The sequence below is a fragment of the Nocardia sp. NPDC004151 genome, from assembly GCF_042874235.1.
Taxonomy (GTDB): domain Bacteria; phylum Actinomycetota; class Actinomycetes; order Mycobacteriales; family Mycobacteriaceae; genus Nocardia.
Window position 1 is genome coordinate 272250 of record NZ_JBIAMR010000005.1, and the last position, 14562, is coordinate 286811.

Annotated in this window: 13 protein-coding genes; 4 read left to right on the top strand and 9 right to left on the bottom strand. The window is 69.8% G+C overall.

Translation table 11 applies throughout. From position 1 onward, the window contains the following. Positions 1–74: 74 nt before the first annotated feature. From ACFYTS_RS14690 to ACFYTS_RS14705, 4 genes are all read right to left on the bottom strand, one after another. Entirely contained in the window at positions 75–1079 is a 1005-nt protein-coding gene (locus ACFYTS_RS14690) for a glycosyltransferase (protein ID WP_387304322.1), read from the bottom strand. After that, positions 1076–2359 carry an oligosaccharide flippase family protein gene (locus ACFYTS_RS14695; RefSeq protein ID WP_357278140.1) on the bottom strand — a complete coding sequence of 428 codons (1284 nt, stop codon included), beginning with the start codon at positions 2357–2359 and terminating at the stop codon, positions 1076–1078. Before ACFYTS_RS14695 ends, ACFYTS_RS14690 begins: the two co-directional genes overlap by 4 nt. 484 nt (positions 2360–2843) lie before the next feature. Then, a complete protein-coding gene (locus ACFYTS_RS14700) occupies positions 2844–4037 on the bottom strand; it encodes a glycosyltransferase family 4 protein (RefSeq protein ID WP_387304325.1) in 1194 nt (397 codons plus the stop codon). Beyond that, complete coding sequence (locus ACFYTS_RS14705; RefSeq protein WP_387304638.1) at positions 4034–5095, bottom strand: glycosyltransferase family 4 protein; 1062 nt, start codon at positions 5093–5095, stop codon at positions 4034–4036. Before ACFYTS_RS14705 ends, ACFYTS_RS14700 begins: the two co-directional genes overlap by 4 nt. A gap of 343 nt (positions 5096–5438) precedes the next feature. Between ACFYTS_RS14705 and ACFYTS_RS14710 the strand changes: the two genes are divergently transcribed. The 3 genes from ACFYTS_RS14710 (at position 5439) to ACFYTS_RS14720 (ending at position 9419) form a co-directional block, all read left to right on the top strand. Next, positions 5439–7046 carry a serine/threonine-protein kinase gene (locus tag ACFYTS_RS14710; RefSeq protein WP_387304328.1) on the top strand — a complete coding sequence of 536 codons (1608 nt, stop codon included), beginning with the start codon at positions 5439–5441 and terminating at the stop codon, positions 7044–7046. A 145-nt stretch (positions 7047–7191) separates the two neighbouring features. Then, positions 7192–8583: a polysaccharide pyruvyl transferase family protein gene (locus ACFYTS_RS14715; RefSeq protein WP_387304330.1), complete on the top strand. Its 1392-nt coding sequence runs from the start codon at positions 7192–7194 to the stop codon at positions 8581–8583. Next, a complete protein-coding gene (locus ACFYTS_RS14720; RefSeq protein ID WP_387304333.1) occupies positions 8580–9419 on the top strand; it encodes a glycosyltransferase family 2 protein in 840 nt (279 codons plus the stop codon). The genes ACFYTS_RS14715 and ACFYTS_RS14720 overlap by 4 nt, the downstream gene beginning before the upstream one ends. A gap of 120 nt (positions 9420–9539) precedes the next feature. Here ACFYTS_RS14720 and ACFYTS_RS14725 read toward each other — a convergent pair whose 3' ends face one another. Continuing rightward, complete coding sequence (locus ACFYTS_RS14725) at positions 9540–10166, bottom strand: MspA family porin (protein ID WP_357277481.1); 627 nt, start codon at positions 10164–10166, stop codon at positions 9540–9542. A 243-nt stretch (positions 10167–10409) separates the two neighbouring features. Beyond that, entirely contained in the window at positions 10410–11531 is a 1122-nt protein-coding gene (locus tag ACFYTS_RS14730) for a class I SAM-dependent methyltransferase (RefSeq protein ID WP_387304336.1), read from the bottom strand. A 14-nt stretch (positions 11532–11545) separates the two neighbouring features. Here ACFYTS_RS14730 and rfbC point away from each other — a divergent pair, with 14 nt between their 5' ends. Next, on the top strand, positions 11546–12115 hold the full coding sequence (gene rfbC, locus ACFYTS_RS14735) for a dTDP-4-dehydrorhamnose 3,5-epimerase (RefSeq protein WP_387304339.1): 570 nt from the start codon (positions 11546–11548) through the stop codon (positions 12113–12115). On the opposite strand, the gene ACFYTS_RS14740 is transcribed toward rfbC, so the two are convergent. From ACFYTS_RS14740 to ACFYTS_RS14750, 3 genes are read right to left on the bottom strand one after another with little or no spacing between them, the layout of a single operon-like run. Beyond that, the gene (locus ACFYTS_RS14740) at positions 12099–13127 is read right to left on the bottom strand and encodes an NAD-dependent epimerase/dehydratase family protein (protein WP_387304342.1); all 1029 of its coding nucleotides are present in this window, start codon (positions 13125–13127) and stop codon (positions 12099–12101) included. The genes rfbC and ACFYTS_RS14740 overlap by 17 nt on opposite strands. Before the next feature lie 2 nt (positions 13128–13129). Continuing rightward, positions 13130–13780 carry a PIG-L deacetylase family protein gene (locus ACFYTS_RS14745; protein WP_387304345.1) on the bottom strand — a complete coding sequence of 217 codons (651 nt, stop codon included), beginning with the start codon at positions 13778–13780 and terminating at the stop codon, positions 13130–13132. Beyond that, the gene (locus ACFYTS_RS14750) at positions 13777–14559 is read right to left on the bottom strand and encodes a glucose-1-phosphate cytidylyltransferase (RefSeq protein WP_387304348.1); all 783 of its coding nucleotides are present in this window, start codon (positions 14557–14559) and stop codon (positions 13777–13779) included. Before ACFYTS_RS14750 ends, ACFYTS_RS14745 begins: the two co-directional genes overlap by 4 nt. Positions 14560–14562 lie beyond the last annotated feature (3 nt).

Here is a 14562-nt window from a genome sequence, read left to right on the forward strand (position 1 = left end):
CCCCCTTATGTCCGCCGGGCGGGTCGCGGCGTTACCCGCTTGCGGGAAGGTCTTTTTCGCCCGGACCGCGCGGTTCATGCCAGGGCGTCGACGATCTCGCGGGCGCGGTCGGCGTAGCTGTGCGCGCCCGTGACGATGCGGTGGTGCCCGGCCTCGGCGACCTTGGCGGCCTGCTCGGGATACTTGGTGCAGCGCCGCAGGATCTCGCGCAGTTCGGCGGGGCCGGAGAACAGGTAGCACTCGGCGTCGTCCTGGAGCAGTTCGGCGTGCTCGTCGGTGCGTTCGCCGACGAAAAGCCCACCCGCGGCGGGGACTTCGAAGGTGCGACAGGTGTGGGTGTCGCGGTTGTCGGAGTTCAGCAGCACCAGGTTGGCGGTGACCGCGGCGACGGCCGCGGAGAAGTGCTCGCCGTAGACCGCGCCGCCGACGTCCGCGCCGGTCTGCCACAGCGCGCGCACCCGCCGCCAGCCGGGGCCGCGCAGCAGCATGTCCCCGTGATGTTCACGGGCCAGCGAGACCAGGAGGTCTTCACGATCGGGCCGGACCGCGCCGATGAAGCCGAGCAGGAATCGGCGCACCGTGCGGCGGGCGGTGATGTGGTGCAGCGCCGGATCATAAGCACTACGAACGAATTTCACGTGCCGCGCGCCACGGGCGGTGAGCTCGGGCACGTTGTGCCACTTGGTGGTGACGATGAGGTCCCATTCGGACTCGTGTGCCAGGTATTCCGGGCTGGTGTTGTACGGATTGGAGACGTCATCGGGGCTGTAGTGCACATGCAGACCGGCGCGGGCGCCGAGCAGCCGCTGCTGATCCAGGTGCACGGACTTGAACGCGAACAGCACATCCGGCGCGAATGTCTGTGCGGCGCTGTCGATCTCGCGGTGCAGGGCCTCGACATCCCAGGGTGCGCGGCGGTGGGCGAACTTCGAGTACACCCACGGCGGCGACAGGCGGGCGGGCAGCGTCACCGCGGTGGTGTCGATGACGACCACCTCGTGTCCGGCCTGCCGGAATCCGTCGGCGAGGGAGCGCGCGTTGCTGCCCACCCAGTCATCCCCGACGAAGAGAACCTTCACGCCACATCCCCTTTGGTCAGCAGTGCGGTGGCCGGTTCGATCGGCCCGTCCCGCCGGGCCCGTTCCCGGACCATGAGCCAGCGCACCCGGATGATGTACCACAGCGCGACACCGAATTCCGCGGAAACGGTGCCATAGACCAGGCTCCACACCGAGCCGGTGCGCATGGCCACCACCAAGGCCGTCGCCGCGACGCAGGTGCCGATGATCGCGCCGATCAGCACGCCCATGGTGTCCTGCTTGACCGGCAGGACGGCGGTGGTCACATACGAGGTGATGGTGGTGGCGGGCAGAATGAGGATCTCCACGCGCAGCAGCGAGATCGCGCCGGTGAAGTCGTCGGTGTAGATCAGGTGGATCAGGGTCGGCGCCAGGATCCAGACCGCCACCACCGCCAGGCAGGCCAGGGTCACGCAGCCGACGATCATCTGAATCTGATTGCGCCAGAACTGATCGTCGCCGCTGCGCCGGGCCATGCGCGGCAGCAGGGCGAAACCGATCGGGTCCAGGGTGGACTGGATGGCGCGGACCAGGCGGTCGCCCGCGGAGTACAGGCCCAGCGACGCCGCCTCGAGCACCGCGCCGTAGACCGCGGCCGAACCCTGACCGTAACCGGTGACCAGCAGCCGGGAGGTGAAAATCGGTGCGGCCATCCGCAGTACGGCCGTCACGCCGTAGGGCCGGGCGGGCGGGCCGAACCGGCGGAAGGAATCCCACCAGGTCAGCGAGACCGTGGCGATCGAGGAGATGAGCAGGCACAGCACGGCCATGGACGCGCTCGGGAAACGGGGTAGCAGCCCGACCAGCAGCGCCAGATAGGCGATCCGCCCCACGCCCTGATACATGGTGGAGGTCCCGAACCTGCCCTGGCCGATCAGGAGCCAGTCCTCCGACACCGACCAGAAGCCGCCGGCGAACAGCCCCAGCAGCACCATGTGCAGTTTGGGGGAGACCCCGACGGTCATGGTGGCCAGCAGGGCCGCGCCGATGATGGTCAGGGTGGTGGCGCGGATGGCGAGATAGGTGCCGCGCAGGCGGTTCACCTCGCGGTGGCCCGGATCATCCTCGGGGACCTTGGCGGCCAGGAACGAGGTGACGCCGAGGTCGACCACCAGCGAGCCGATGAAGTACGAGGACATGCCGATGGCCAGCAGGCCGGTGCCGTGCGGGCCGAGCATGCGGGCCAGCAGCGGGACCGTGACCAGGGTGATGACGTATTGGCCGTACTTGCCGAAGGTCACCAGGCCGATGTCGCGGATGATGCCGCCGATGCCGCCCAGGCCCGAGGACGGTTGTCTACGGTGTTTACCGGTGTCGGTGGAATGATCCGCGGCGGAATCGGATTCGCCGTCGGCGGGGCGGTACGCGCCCGACGCGTCGCGCTGCGGGACGATGACGGGCAGCCGGACGGTCGGTGGTTCGACCGGGTCGCCGTAGAAGGTGGGGAGCACCGGTCCCCGCGAGGGGGCCGCGTAGCGGGCGGCGCGGGTCTCCTCGAACGACGCCCGGCCGAACGCGGGCCCGCGGTCGAATCCGCCCGGGCCGCGACCGGTTCCGCTCTCGTGCCCGGGCGCGCCGGCGCGGGCGGGCCGGTGTGCGGCCGGGCCGTGGTCGCGGCGTGATTCGTCATGTTCGAAGGCGGTGGCCTGGTGGTCGCCCTCGGGGATGCGGTGCCGCAGGTGGCGGCGCTGCCGCAACCGGCCCAGCGTGCCGAGACTCTCGATCTGCACGGTGGGCGGGTCGTAGGGGAACGGGTCGGTCGGATCATCCACGACGCCACCGCTTTCCGGGCAGGCCGGTGAGGAAGTTGGTGACAGTCCGGGCCGAGGCGGCCACGTCGAAGTCCCGCGACCGCAGTCGCGCGGCGTCGGCCAGCTTGGCGCGCAGTTCCCGATCGGCGATCAGGCGGTCCAGGGCGCGGGTCAGTTCGGCGCGGTTTCCGGCGGTCACCAGCAGGCCGTTCACGCCCGGGTCGATGATCTCCTCGGGGCCGCCCGGCCGGGTCGCGATGACGGCGCAGCCCGCCCGCATGCCCTCGACCACGACCTGCCCGAATGGCTCGGGCAGCACCGAGCAGTGCACGAGGATATCGGCGTGGCGCAGATAGGATTCCGGGTCGTCCACGTGGCCGGTGAAGGTCACCGGCAGGCCGAGGGCGGTGGCGTGCATCTCGAGTTCGGCGCGGTAGGACTGCTCGTCGAAGAACGTACCGCCGACCAGGAACACCTCGCGCGGCAGGGTTCTCACATCGGCGAGGGCGCGCAGGAACAGATCCTGGCCCTTCCACGGGGCGAGGCGGCCGACCACGGCGATGACGGTCTCGGTGGCGGGACGCTGACCCTGCGGGCGCGCGTCGCCGAGGATCCCGGAATCGCCGGCGAATTCCACGGATTCGTCACCGGCGGGAAACTCGACGCCCGGGTAGGCGACCACGGCCCGGCGGCGCCAGGTGTAGAGCGAGGCCAGGGTGCCGCGGCTGTTGGCGATGACGCCGCGGGCAACCACCCAGCCCAGCACCCGGATGATCAGTGCCAGCGCGCGGCCGAAGTAGTCGCGGGAGACCCGGTCGTGCACATGCCACACCAGCGGCACCCCCGCCCGGCGCGCGGCCACCGCGCCCATGAGCATCGCCTTGGTGCTGCCCGCGACCAGGACCGTGGCCTCCAGTTCGCGCACGGTCGCGCCCAGGGTCCAGCCCAGGCGCAGCAGGCCCGTCGCGCCGACCAGCAGGCTGCGGACACCGGCCTTGTCGATGGTCATGGTGCGGGAGTCGAAACCATTGCGCACGACGCGGGTTTCGATACCGCGCTCGGCCATCAGCCGCAGCATCGGGCCGTCCTCGGTGTACACCACGGCGGTGGAACCGGCCGGCATGGCCGAGACCAGGCGCAGGGTCGCCAGTTCGGCCCCGGAAGGCGCCGCGGTGTGTGCCAGGAAGACGGCCTCGAACGCGTTCATCGAGCGGTGAGCTCCGCGTACAGGTCACGGTGCCGCCGGGCCGCGACGGCCCACGAGAACGTCTCGGCATGGGCGCGGCACTGTTTCGGATCCGGCCGCACACCCTCCAGCGCCGCGACCAGCCGGGCCGCGAGCGCTTCGGCATCGCCCGGCGGGACGATGAGCGAGGGGTCGAGGTCCCGGACCGAATCCGGCAGGCCGCCACAGTCGGAGACGACGGGCGGGCGTCCGGCGGCGAGGGATTCGAGGGCGATCAGGCCGAAGCCCTCCAGAGCCAGCGACGGCACCACGGTGAGATCGGCCCGGGTGTAGAGGTCGGTGAGCTCCGCGTCCGGCACCGTGCCGGTGAACCGGACGGGGGAGTGCGCGTCCTCGCCGAACAGGCTCCTCGCCAGTGCTCGCAATTCGGTCTCGGCGGTTCCGGTTCCGGCGATCACCAGCCGCGCGTCCGGATGCCGGGCGGCGACCGCGGACCAGGCGCGGAGCAGGACGTCGATGCCCATGCGCTTCTCCAGCCGCCGCACACACAGCACGATCCCGGAGTTCGCCTCCGGCTCGGTGGCGGTGAAGCGGTCCAGATCGACGCCCGGCGGAATCACCCGGACCTTGTCCGCGCGGATGCCGTAGTCGCTGACGAGCAAACGCCGGAAATGGTCGGACAGCACGATGAATCGGTCGGCGCGGGCGTAGCGCGAACGCTCGACGAGGTACTTGGCCCGGACCGCGCGCGGACCCTCGCCCGCCATGCGACTCTCGGCGGCCCACGGTCCGTGGAAATGGACCACCAGTGGGTTTCGCACCGCGGCCGGACCGTACAGGCAGAAGTGCCGGTCGATCACGGTGTCGCGGGTGAGCGCGTCCCGATCCAGGAACGCGGTGCGGGCGCGATCGAGGGTGGAGCCGCCCGTGGGTCCCCAGGAGTGCGCCCCGGCGGGTGCGTCGCCGAAAGCTCGTGCGCTGAGCGCTATTCCGCTGTCGCGGGCGAGCGCCTGATAGAGATCGGTGAAGTACCGATTCAGTCCCCCGTGAGCGGCCTTGAACCACTCCGACCCCGTCATGAACACCCGAATGGGCCGTGTCAAAACCCTCACCCCCGGGTCCGTCACCCACATTCGGACCGACATCCCGATCCGAACGCTCTTGCAGCGCAAGTGTATGCCAATTCCGGGGGTGGAGGAGGGTTAACGGACGGCAATCAATCAACTGACCAGTCCGCATGGTGAGAAGATTCAAATCCTGCCGGGGCGGGCCGGAACGAATGTCGAATTATGTTGTGACACAAAATAAGTAATTCACTTCCATTCGGAAAAGTATGTCGGGTGATTAACGCCCGCGTCGCCGAACGGGATCTGGGTTACGGTGATCGGCGGGAATGATGTGGTCGGAGAGGGCAGGCAGGCTGTGGGGCGCACACTCGCGCAAGGGCAGGTATTCGCGGGGTACACCATCGAACGGCTGCTCGGCGTCGGCGGAATGGGCGAGGTGTACCTCGCCAAGGACCGCGACCTGCCCCGATCGGTCGCACTGAAACTGCTGGCCGCGGGCAAGGCCGACGATCCCGAGGTGCGGGCCCGCTTCCTGCGGGAAGCCGATACCGCCGCGCGGCTGTCGCATCCGAACATCGTCGCGGTGTACGCGCGGGGCAACGACGACCACCGGCTCTGGATGGCCATGCAGTACGTCGAGGGCACCGACGCGGCGGCCATCCTGCGCGACGGCCCGGTGCGCCCCGACCACGCGGTGCGGATCATCCGCGAGACCGCGCGGGCGCTGGACCACGCGCACCGGTCCGGTGTGCTGCACCGCGACGTGAAACCGGCCAACATCCTGCTGGCCTGGGGGACCGAACAGCAGGTCTTCCTGGCCGATTTCGGGATCGCGAAAGCGGTCGACCACACCAGCACGCTCACCCGCACCGGTGAGATGTACGCCAGCTTCCAGTACGCCGCCCCCGAACAGTTCGAGCTGCGTGGCGACACCGACCACCGCGCGGACGTGTACGCGTTGGGCTGCACGCTGTTCCACATGCTCACCGGGCAGCTGCCGTATCCGGGGGAGAGCACGGCGCAGCTGGTCGCGGCCCACCTGGGCGCGCCGATTCCGCGGCCGAGCCAGGTGCACGGCGCCGTGCCCCCGGCCTTCGACGCGGTCATCGAACGCGCGCTGGCGAAGAACCGCGACCACCGCTTCGGCACCTGCGGCGAACTGGCCGCCGCCGCCGAAGCGGCGCTCACCGCCACCAATAGGGCGCACGGGCCGTGGATGCGGCAGGAGGTCCCCGTCACCTTCACCGGGGCGACGACCCAGCCCGGCCCGGTCGGGCAGCCCGGCTCCACGCGGGAGCGGTTCGAGCAGATGCCGACCCGGCTCGATGCGCGGTCGGGACCGCGCTATCCGATCGTGGGTGGCAGTGGACCGCGCGAAATGGATCGTGCCGCACATCGGTTCGCGACAGGTACGCCCGCCGCGCCCGCCTCGGGTCGCGGTCGCAAGCGGCTGATCGCGGCCTTCGCCGTCGCGCTGGTGGTGGCCGGCGGTGTCGGCCTCGGATTCGGCACCGGCGCGTTCCGTTCCGTGGCCACCGGCGGTGGCAGCCCGGACGGTCGGACGCCGGTTCCCGCGGCCGCGTCGCAGGAGGCCGCGGTCCAAACCGCCTGTGACTACGGCAAGCTCATGAGCTCCTACGACTACGGCGATGGCGACGGCTGGCAGGCCAAGGTGATCGCGGGGGCGACCGGCCAGTGGAAGTCGCAGGCCCAGACGCTGTTGCCGACCATCCGGCTGCTGCTCGAGAACGACGCCGAACACACCTGGTCCGACACCGCGGCGTGCACGGTGACCTCCGGCGGCGGCACCCACTACGAGCTGGCGGCGGACATCACCGAGCTGACCGCCGCCACCAAGAACACCCCCGACAAGGCCAAGCATCAGAACATCACCATGTCGATGGATTACGTGGACGGAAAGTGGCTGTGCAGCAAGTGGGTCAGCCCCTTGTTTCCGAGCTGACCGAAATGGTCGTGCGCCCAGTTATGATCTTGCGGGCGAATCGATTTGGCGCTGCGCGGGCCCTTCGCTCCTGTAGCGCGAAGGACCGGCCGTGCGATAGATTCGCACCGGATTCGTGCTCGGAACGGGCGTCGGAAGGAATCGCGTGGGGAACTCTGGCGCGGGGGATGGTGCCGGGACGTTGAAGGTGCTCGTCGACAACGGCGAGTACTGGCTCCGCAATCGCGGTGACATCGCCATGATGGTGATGACCGTGGAACGACTGCGGGAGCAGTGGCCGCACGCGCGCATCGGCATGCTGACCGACGAGCCGCACATCCTGCGCGGGGTGCTGCCGCAGGCCGAGCCGGTGGTGGCGCACGCGGGCGGGCCATGGGGGCGCGACGGGCTCGCGGGACGGCTCGAGGAGACCGCCGGGGTACACGTGCTCGGCCCGGCGGCGCTGCGCTGGCGATCGGCCACCGAGGTGCCCAAACACTATCTACGCGGCGTGAAGAACTGGGCACGCAAGGAAGTGCACGCGCTCGCCACCGGAGCGCCCGAGCCCGAACCGGCCGGCCTTCCGGAACTACCGCCGGTGCCGGCGGCGCTCGCCGGAGCGGACCTGGTCATCGCCCAGGGCGGCGGGTACATGACCGATGTCGACCTGTATCAGGCGCATCGCACCCTCAACCTGCTCGAAGCCGCTCAGCGCCACGGCATTCCGAACGTCATGATCGGGCAGGGGCTGGGCCCCATGCGCGATGCCGACCTGCTGCGCCGCGCGGCCGAAGTGCTGCCGGGGGCGGACCTCATCGCCCTGCGCGAGGGTCGGCGCGGGCCCAAACTGCTGGCCGAGCTCGGCGTGCCCGAGGACAAGATCCTGGTCACCGGCGACGACGCGGTGGAGTTCTCCTACCGGCTGCGCCGCCCGGGCATCGGCACCGATCTGGGCCTGTGCCTGCGGATCTCGGACTACTCCAAGGTGACCGATTCGGCCCGCGACACCCTCGGCGAGGTGTTGCGCCGCGAGGCCGCCGCCCTGAATACCGCGCTGGCCCCGCTCATCATCTCCGAATACGACGACGAGGACCGCCGCCACACGCTGCCGCTGCTCGAGGGCGCCGCCCGGACCCGCCCCGTCATCGGTCGTGCGGGCACCGCCCAGGACGTGGCGCGACAGGTCTCGCGCTGCCGGGTCCTGGTGACCAGCGCTTACCACCTCGCGGTTTTCGCGCTGTCCCAAGGTATTCCGGCCGTGGCTGTAACGGCCTCGCAGTACTACGACGACAAATTCTATGGGTTGGCCGACATGTTCGACGCCGCCACGGCCGCCGGACTGCGCATCGTGCACCTGGACGTGGACAATCTCGACGCCGAATTGACGCGTGCGATTCGACAGTTGTGGGAGTCCGCGCCCGAGCTGCGGGATACCCTGCAGCAGAAAGCAGTTGAGCAGATCGACGCCGGCCGTGCGGGCCTGGATCGGGTGTTCCGGCTCGTGGCGGGAGGTGAGGGCTCACCCGGCGAACGGGCCGAACCAATTCAGGGGGAATGATGAAGAACCTTTCGGTGTGCGTCCCGGCCTACAATTCCGGCCGCACCCTCGAGACCACGCTGCGCTCGATCCTGGACCAGGACACCGACATCGAGGTCGTCGTCCTGGACAATGCCAGCACCGACGACACCGGCGCCATCGCGAAATCCTTCGACGACCCGCGGGTGGTCATCCACCGCAATCAGGAAACCCTGCCCATCGGCGAGAACTGGAACAAGGCCGTCTCGTTGACCTCGGGCCGCTTCGTCAAGGTCGTCTGCGCCGACGACATCCTGCTGCCCGGCGCGCTGGACCGGCAACTGGACATCATGGCCGACAACGGCATCGCCATCTGCTCCTCGAAATTCCAGGTCATCGATGAGAACGGCCTCGTCGAGGAGAGCGACCTGGGCCTGCCCGACCTGCTGGGCCGCCGCGACGCCCGCGCCCTCATGCGCACCATCGTGCACCGCGGCCCCGCCGACTTCGGGCCCACCGCCGCGGCCGTCTTCCGCCGCCAGGACTTCGACCGGGTGGGCGGCTTCCGCGGCGACCTGGTCTTCCCCATGGACGTGGACCTGTTCGCCCGCGTCTGCGCCTTCGGCGACTTCTTCGGCACGCCGGAAATCCTGGCGGCCTGGCGCAATTCGAGCTTCAACCTGTGCAGCCGGACCTCGACGGTCAGCAAGCTCACCGAGATGCTGCGCTTCCATCACCGGCTGGGGTCGGAGTACCCCGAATACGTGGGCCGCGGCACGGTGCTCGGTGGGGACTGGCGGCTGGCCCGCGCCGCCGCCGAACGCGTCCGTGTGCGCACCGTCGCCACCGCGCTGCGCCGCCCCGATCTCCTGCACTGAGCGGGGACGAGGCGCGCGGACAACGTTGCGTCGCACGATGATCCGATGATGCGTCGCACCGTGATCCGATCCACGGGTCCGGGCGGTCGCGAGGCGCGAGACCGCCCGGACCCGGGGGCATCAGATGCGGGCCAGCGGGCCGTAGGCCACCACGGTGTCACCGGAACTGCTCACCAGGCGCACGAACGGGCGGATGGTGGTGGTGCCCAGCACACCGGTCACGGTGCCGTGGAAGCCGGACATCATGATGCAGCCGTCGGTGCCGGAGACATCGCCGCCCGCCACGTCGACCGACTGGATGCCGGGGCCGAAACCGACGTCGAGCTGCACGCCCAGGGTCGGGATCAGGTTGTAGACGTCGACCTTGGGGCCGTCCCCGCCGATCTCGAGCTCGAGGCCCGGGGTCTGGTACTGGAACGAGATCTTGCCCGACAGGGTGGCCGGATAACCCACCTGGTAGCCCATGGTGAGGTGACCGCTCCACCGATCGCCGGCGGGCAGTGCCACGTTGAAACAGGCCTTGCCGCTGTGGAACCACTCGCGGGTGAGCGGATTGCCGTCGAGCGGCGGCACGAAATCGATACGGGTGTCCGCCGACAGGGCCTCGACGGTCCGGCCCTGCTGATCGACGACGAAATTGTCGCCGTCGATGGCGGCGTCGGACGCGCCGCCGCTCAGGACGACGCCGATGGTGCCCGCGATCGCGACGGCGGCCGTGCGCGAAAGCACGGTCTTGGTGTTGCGCATGATTGTTCCCATTCCCTCATCAGGTGTTGCCGCGTAATTGCGTACGCTCGCTTGATGATTCCCCTGTGTACCCAGGGCGCGGATGGACGTCCACCCGTCCCCCTCGACCGGTGATCTACCCCACGCCGAGACTATTCCACTCGATTACTCTGTGTGCGGCCGCGATCGCATGATCGCGCTCACGGACCGACGAGTCGCGTGCCCGGCGCCCTCATGCCGCCGCCGGACGAGAGTTGCTGGGTTTCATAGCGATTCCCGCACGTCGATCACCCACTTCCCGTCGAGTTCGGGCCACCGGGAGGAAACCTCGGGGAGCAGGTCCGGCAGCGTCAGCAGAACCCGATCCGGCTGCGCCGCAACGAGTTCTGCGGGCGAGATGATCGGGATGTCGGTTCCGGGCATGCGGCGGCCCTGCTTGCCCGGGGAGGCGTCGGCCACCCCGGCCAGCAGCCCGCGGCGCGCGCCCGCGAGATGAAGCAGGGCGACCGCGCGGGAGGCCGCCCCGTAGGCGTAAACGATTCTGCCGGAAGCATTCTCCGCATCCAGCCAGGCACGCAAGGCGTGCGCCTGGTGATCGGCGGCCGACTGGAGCCCGCGCACCACGGCCGGGTCCGCGACAGCCGCCTCCGCGACGCGAATTCGGGCGATGGCCGGGTCGGCGTCGGCGGGGGCGTGAACCGCGGCCACCAGGACGGTGCCGCCGTAGAGCTCGAATTCCCACGCGGTCACCGCGGCCAGGCCCACGGACCGCAGCAGGGCACGCAGCGAGTCCATCGAGTAGTAGGCGAAATGTCCGTGCCGCAACGCGTTCCACTGCCCCTGCTCGACGATGGCGCGCAGCGAGTGGAACTGCACCAGCAGCACCCCGCCCGGCGCCGTGGCCGCCGCCCGCCGCGCGAAGGCCGCGCGCTGATCGGGTTCGTGCATGATGCCGAAGCAGTCGACCACCACGTCGGCGGGGTCCTGGGTGATGGAGTAGCCGCGGTCGGTCAGCAGCGGCAGCCAGCTGCCGCCGTGCGGGCTGCCGAACTCGCGCACGGTGCCGCCGCCGGGCAGCCAGCCCCCGGCGGCCACCCGGGACACCGCGTCCGCGGCCTGATCCCGCAGCGCCCGGGGTTCCACGCCGCGCGGTTCGGCGGTGACCGTGTCGTCCTCGGCCAGCTGCGCCAGCCCGCAGCCGGCGCACTGGTCCATGGCCAGCGGATGCGTCGCCTCGTCGCCGCCGGATATCGAGTCCAGACTCGGAAAGTCGTCCGCCGCAGGCATTTTCCCGAGATCGAGCACCCGGAGCAGCGGGCCGTGCCCGCAGCCGCGGCATCCCCGGGCCGGTTCCGTCCACGCGGCCTGCTCCTCCGCCCCGGTCATGGCAGCATGGCCTGGTGCGTATCGAAGCGACCGACCTCGCCGACGTCCTGCTGCTGATCCCGCAACCCTTCCGCGACGATCGCGGGCTGTTCACCCGCACCTTCGACGCCGAGGAATTCGACGAGCACCTGGGCCGGCCGGGCTCGGCCGCGAGCTTCGTGCAGGACTCGCAGTCGCGCTCGCGCCGCGGCGTGGTGCGCGGAATGCACGGGCGCTCCGGCCGCGGCGAGGCCAAACTGGTGCGGTGTGCGCACGGCGCCGTGCACGACGTGCTCATCGACATCCGGCCCGAGTCGCCTACCTTCGGCGCGCAGCAGGGGTTCCTGCTGGACGACGACGACTTCCGGCACCTCTACGTGCCGCCGGGCTTCCTGCACGGCTTCCAGGCCCTCACCGAGGTCGCCGACGTCTGCTACCGCATCGACCGCCCGCACGACCCGGCCGAGGACCTGGGTGTCGCCTACGACGATCCCGACCTGGCCATCGCCTGGCCGCAGCCGGTCACGGTGGTCTCGGAGCGGGACGCGGGTGCGGGATCGTGGCGCGAGCTGCTCGCCGCCCATCACCTCACACCCCGGTCCTGATCCGGCGCAGTTCGTCGTCGAGCGCCCCGGCCTCCTTGAGCGAGGTCAGGTGCGCCAGGCGCGTGAAGCGCCGGAAGAAGGCCTCCGAGGTGAGCCCGCGCGCGATGTACTCGCGATACAGCTCGGCCGCGCCATCGGGAATGCTCCAGCGCGCCTCGAAACCCAATTCCTCGCGGGCGTAGCCGAAATCGACGCGGTAGGACCGCGGATCCGCGCCGCTCTCGCCGGTGATGGCCAGCGTGGACTCCGGGACCACGTCGACCACCGCCCGCGCGATCTGCGCGACCGTCAGATTGTTCGTCTCGGCGCCCACGTTGTAGGCACGGCAGTGCACGGCCTCGATCGGGGCGTCCAGGCAGGTGGCGAAGGCGAGCGCGATGTCCTGCGCGTGCACCAGTGGCCGCCACGGCGTGCCGTCGGAGAGGACCTTGACCTCGCCGGTCAGCACCGCGTACCCGACCAGGTTGTTGAGCACGATGTCGGCGCGCAGGCGCGGTGAGAAGCCGAAGGCGGTGGCATTGCGCAGGAACACCGGGGAGAAGCCGGAGTCGGCGATGGCGGCCACATCGTCCTCGACCCGCACCTTGGACTCGGCGTACGGGGTGAGCGGACGCAGCGGCGCGTCCTCGGTCACCAGGCCGTCACCGGCCGCGCCGTACACCGAACACGTGGAGGCGTAGAGGAATCGGCGCACTCCGGCCTCCTTGGCCAGCCGGGCCAGCCGCACCGAGGCGTGATGGTTGATGTCGTAGGTGATCCGGGGCGCCAGCGCGCCCAGCGGATCGTTCGACAGCGCCGCCAGATGCACCACCGCGTCGAACCCGGCGAGCTGATCGACGGTCACCTCGCGCAGATCCACGTCGATGGCGGGCGGCGAGGGCGGAGCGTCGCCCAGTACGCAGTCCGCGAAATAGCCGGTGTCCAAACCGGTCACATCGTGCCCGGCCTGCTGCAGGAACGGCACCATGACCGTCCCCAGATACCCCTGATGTCCGGTGACGAGCACCCGCATGACTATGCACCTCCGAAAGTGATGGTGGCCTTCTCGAGCAGAAACGCCTCGGCGTGCCGGGCGCGGCACTGCACCCCGCGCAACCGCGACAGGGCCAGGAAGGACTCCTCATCGAACCAATCCCGATTACGTTGCGAGGGATAGTGTTTCATCAACAAAGCGGCCTTGGTCTCGGCCAGCCCCGCGGCCAGCGGATGGAACACCGCGGGCTGCGGAGTGTCGGTCTCCCACTTGAGAATTTCGTAGCCGAGTACCAGATGGTCGCGAAACTCGCCCGGAGCCAATTCGGCCAGCAGCCGGTGGTCCTGGTGGGCGTCGCCGCGATGCGGGGCGAAGACCACCTGCGCCGCGCCGTCGCGGGCCAGCGCGGCGACCGCCTGCTTGGCCCGCGCCCAATGCGCGGGGGCGTAGCCGTCGGGAATGTCGAGAATGGTGAGGTCGAGTTCCGCTGCGGGACAGAAGGATTCGAGCGCGCCGCGTTCCTCCTCGGCCCGCTCGGTGCCCGCGCCGGTCAGCACCAGCGCCCGCACCCGCAGACCGGGGCGCGCCTGCGCCAGCGTCAGCAGGGTGCCACCCATCCCGATGGCCAGATCATCGCAATGGGCGGCCAGTAGCGCGATCTCGGTGATCGCGCCGGTGTCGAAATCGATCATGCGCCGGGACGCTCCCACACCATCCACGGGCGATCGCCCTGCTGATAACCGGTGTCGAGTTCGGCGCGTTCCTTGAAGGTGTCGGCGGGCTTCCAGAAGCCGTGATGCTGATACCCGAACAGCCGGCCCTGCCCGGCCAGCGCGCCGCAGGCGTCCTCCACCAGGTCCCCGCCGGGCGGCAGGTGGTCGAAGATCTCCTGGGTCAGCACGAAGTAGCCGCCGTTCTCCCAGATCGGCAGCTGCGAGACCGGGGTGATGTTCTTGACCTCGCCCGCGGAGTTCACGTCCACACAGTGGAAGGAGGACTGCGGCGGCACGATCATCATCGACGCCGCCGCCCCGGAATCCTGGAACTGCCCGATCATCTCGTCCAGCGGGGCGTCGGTCAGCACGTCGGCGTAGTTGGCCAGGAAGTACTGCTCGCCCTCGAGGTGGCCGCGCACCCGGCGCAGCCGCTCACCGATCGGCGACTCCACCCCGGTGTCGACGAAAGTGATGGTCCAGTCGCTGATGTCGGACTGCAGCAGCTCCACCCTGCCGCCGCGGATGACGAAGTCGTTGGACACCGACTCCTGATAGGTGAGGAAGAAGTTCTTGATGTGGGTGGCGCCGTAGCCCAGGCACAGTACGAAGTCCTTGTGCCCGAAGTGCGCGTAGTAGCGCATCACGTGCCAGATCAGCGGGCGCGGGCCCACCATCTGCATGGGCTTGGGGATGACGTCCTCGGTTCCGTTGCGCATGCGCATGCCGTAACCGCCGCAGAACAGTACGACCTTCACGAG

Excerpts from the sequence above, each read along its gene's own strand:
- ACFYTS_RS14740 (WP_387304342.1), bottom strand. The coding sequence starts at position 13,127 with ATGCGGGTGCTCGTCACCGGACATCAGGGGTATCTGGGGACGGTCATG.
- ACFYTS_RS14745 (WP_387304345.1), bottom strand. The coding sequence starts at position 13,780 with ATGATCGATTTCGACACCGGCGCGATCACCGAGATCGCGCTACTGGCC.
- ACFYTS_RS14725 (WP_357277481.1), bottom strand. The coding sequence starts at position 10,166 with ATGCGCAACACCAAGACCGTGCTTTCGCGCACGGCCGCCGTCGCGATC.
- ACFYTS_RS14705 (WP_387304638.1), bottom strand. The coding sequence starts at position 5,095 with ATGACGGGGTCGGAGTGGTTCAAGGCCGCTCACGGGGGACTGAATCGG.
- ACFYTS_RS14730 (WP_387304336.1), bottom strand. The coding sequence starts at position 11,531 with ATGACCGGGGCGGAGGAGCAGGCCGCGTGGACGGAACCGGCCCGGGGA.
- ACFYTS_RS14700 (WP_387304325.1), bottom strand. The coding sequence starts at position 4,037 with ATGAACGCGTTCGAGGCCGTCTTCCTGGCACACACCGCGGCGCCTTCC.
- ACFYTS_RS14720 (WP_387304333.1), top strand. The coding sequence starts at position 8,580 with ATGATGAAGAACCTTTCGGTGTGCGTCCCGGCCTACAATTCCGGCCGC.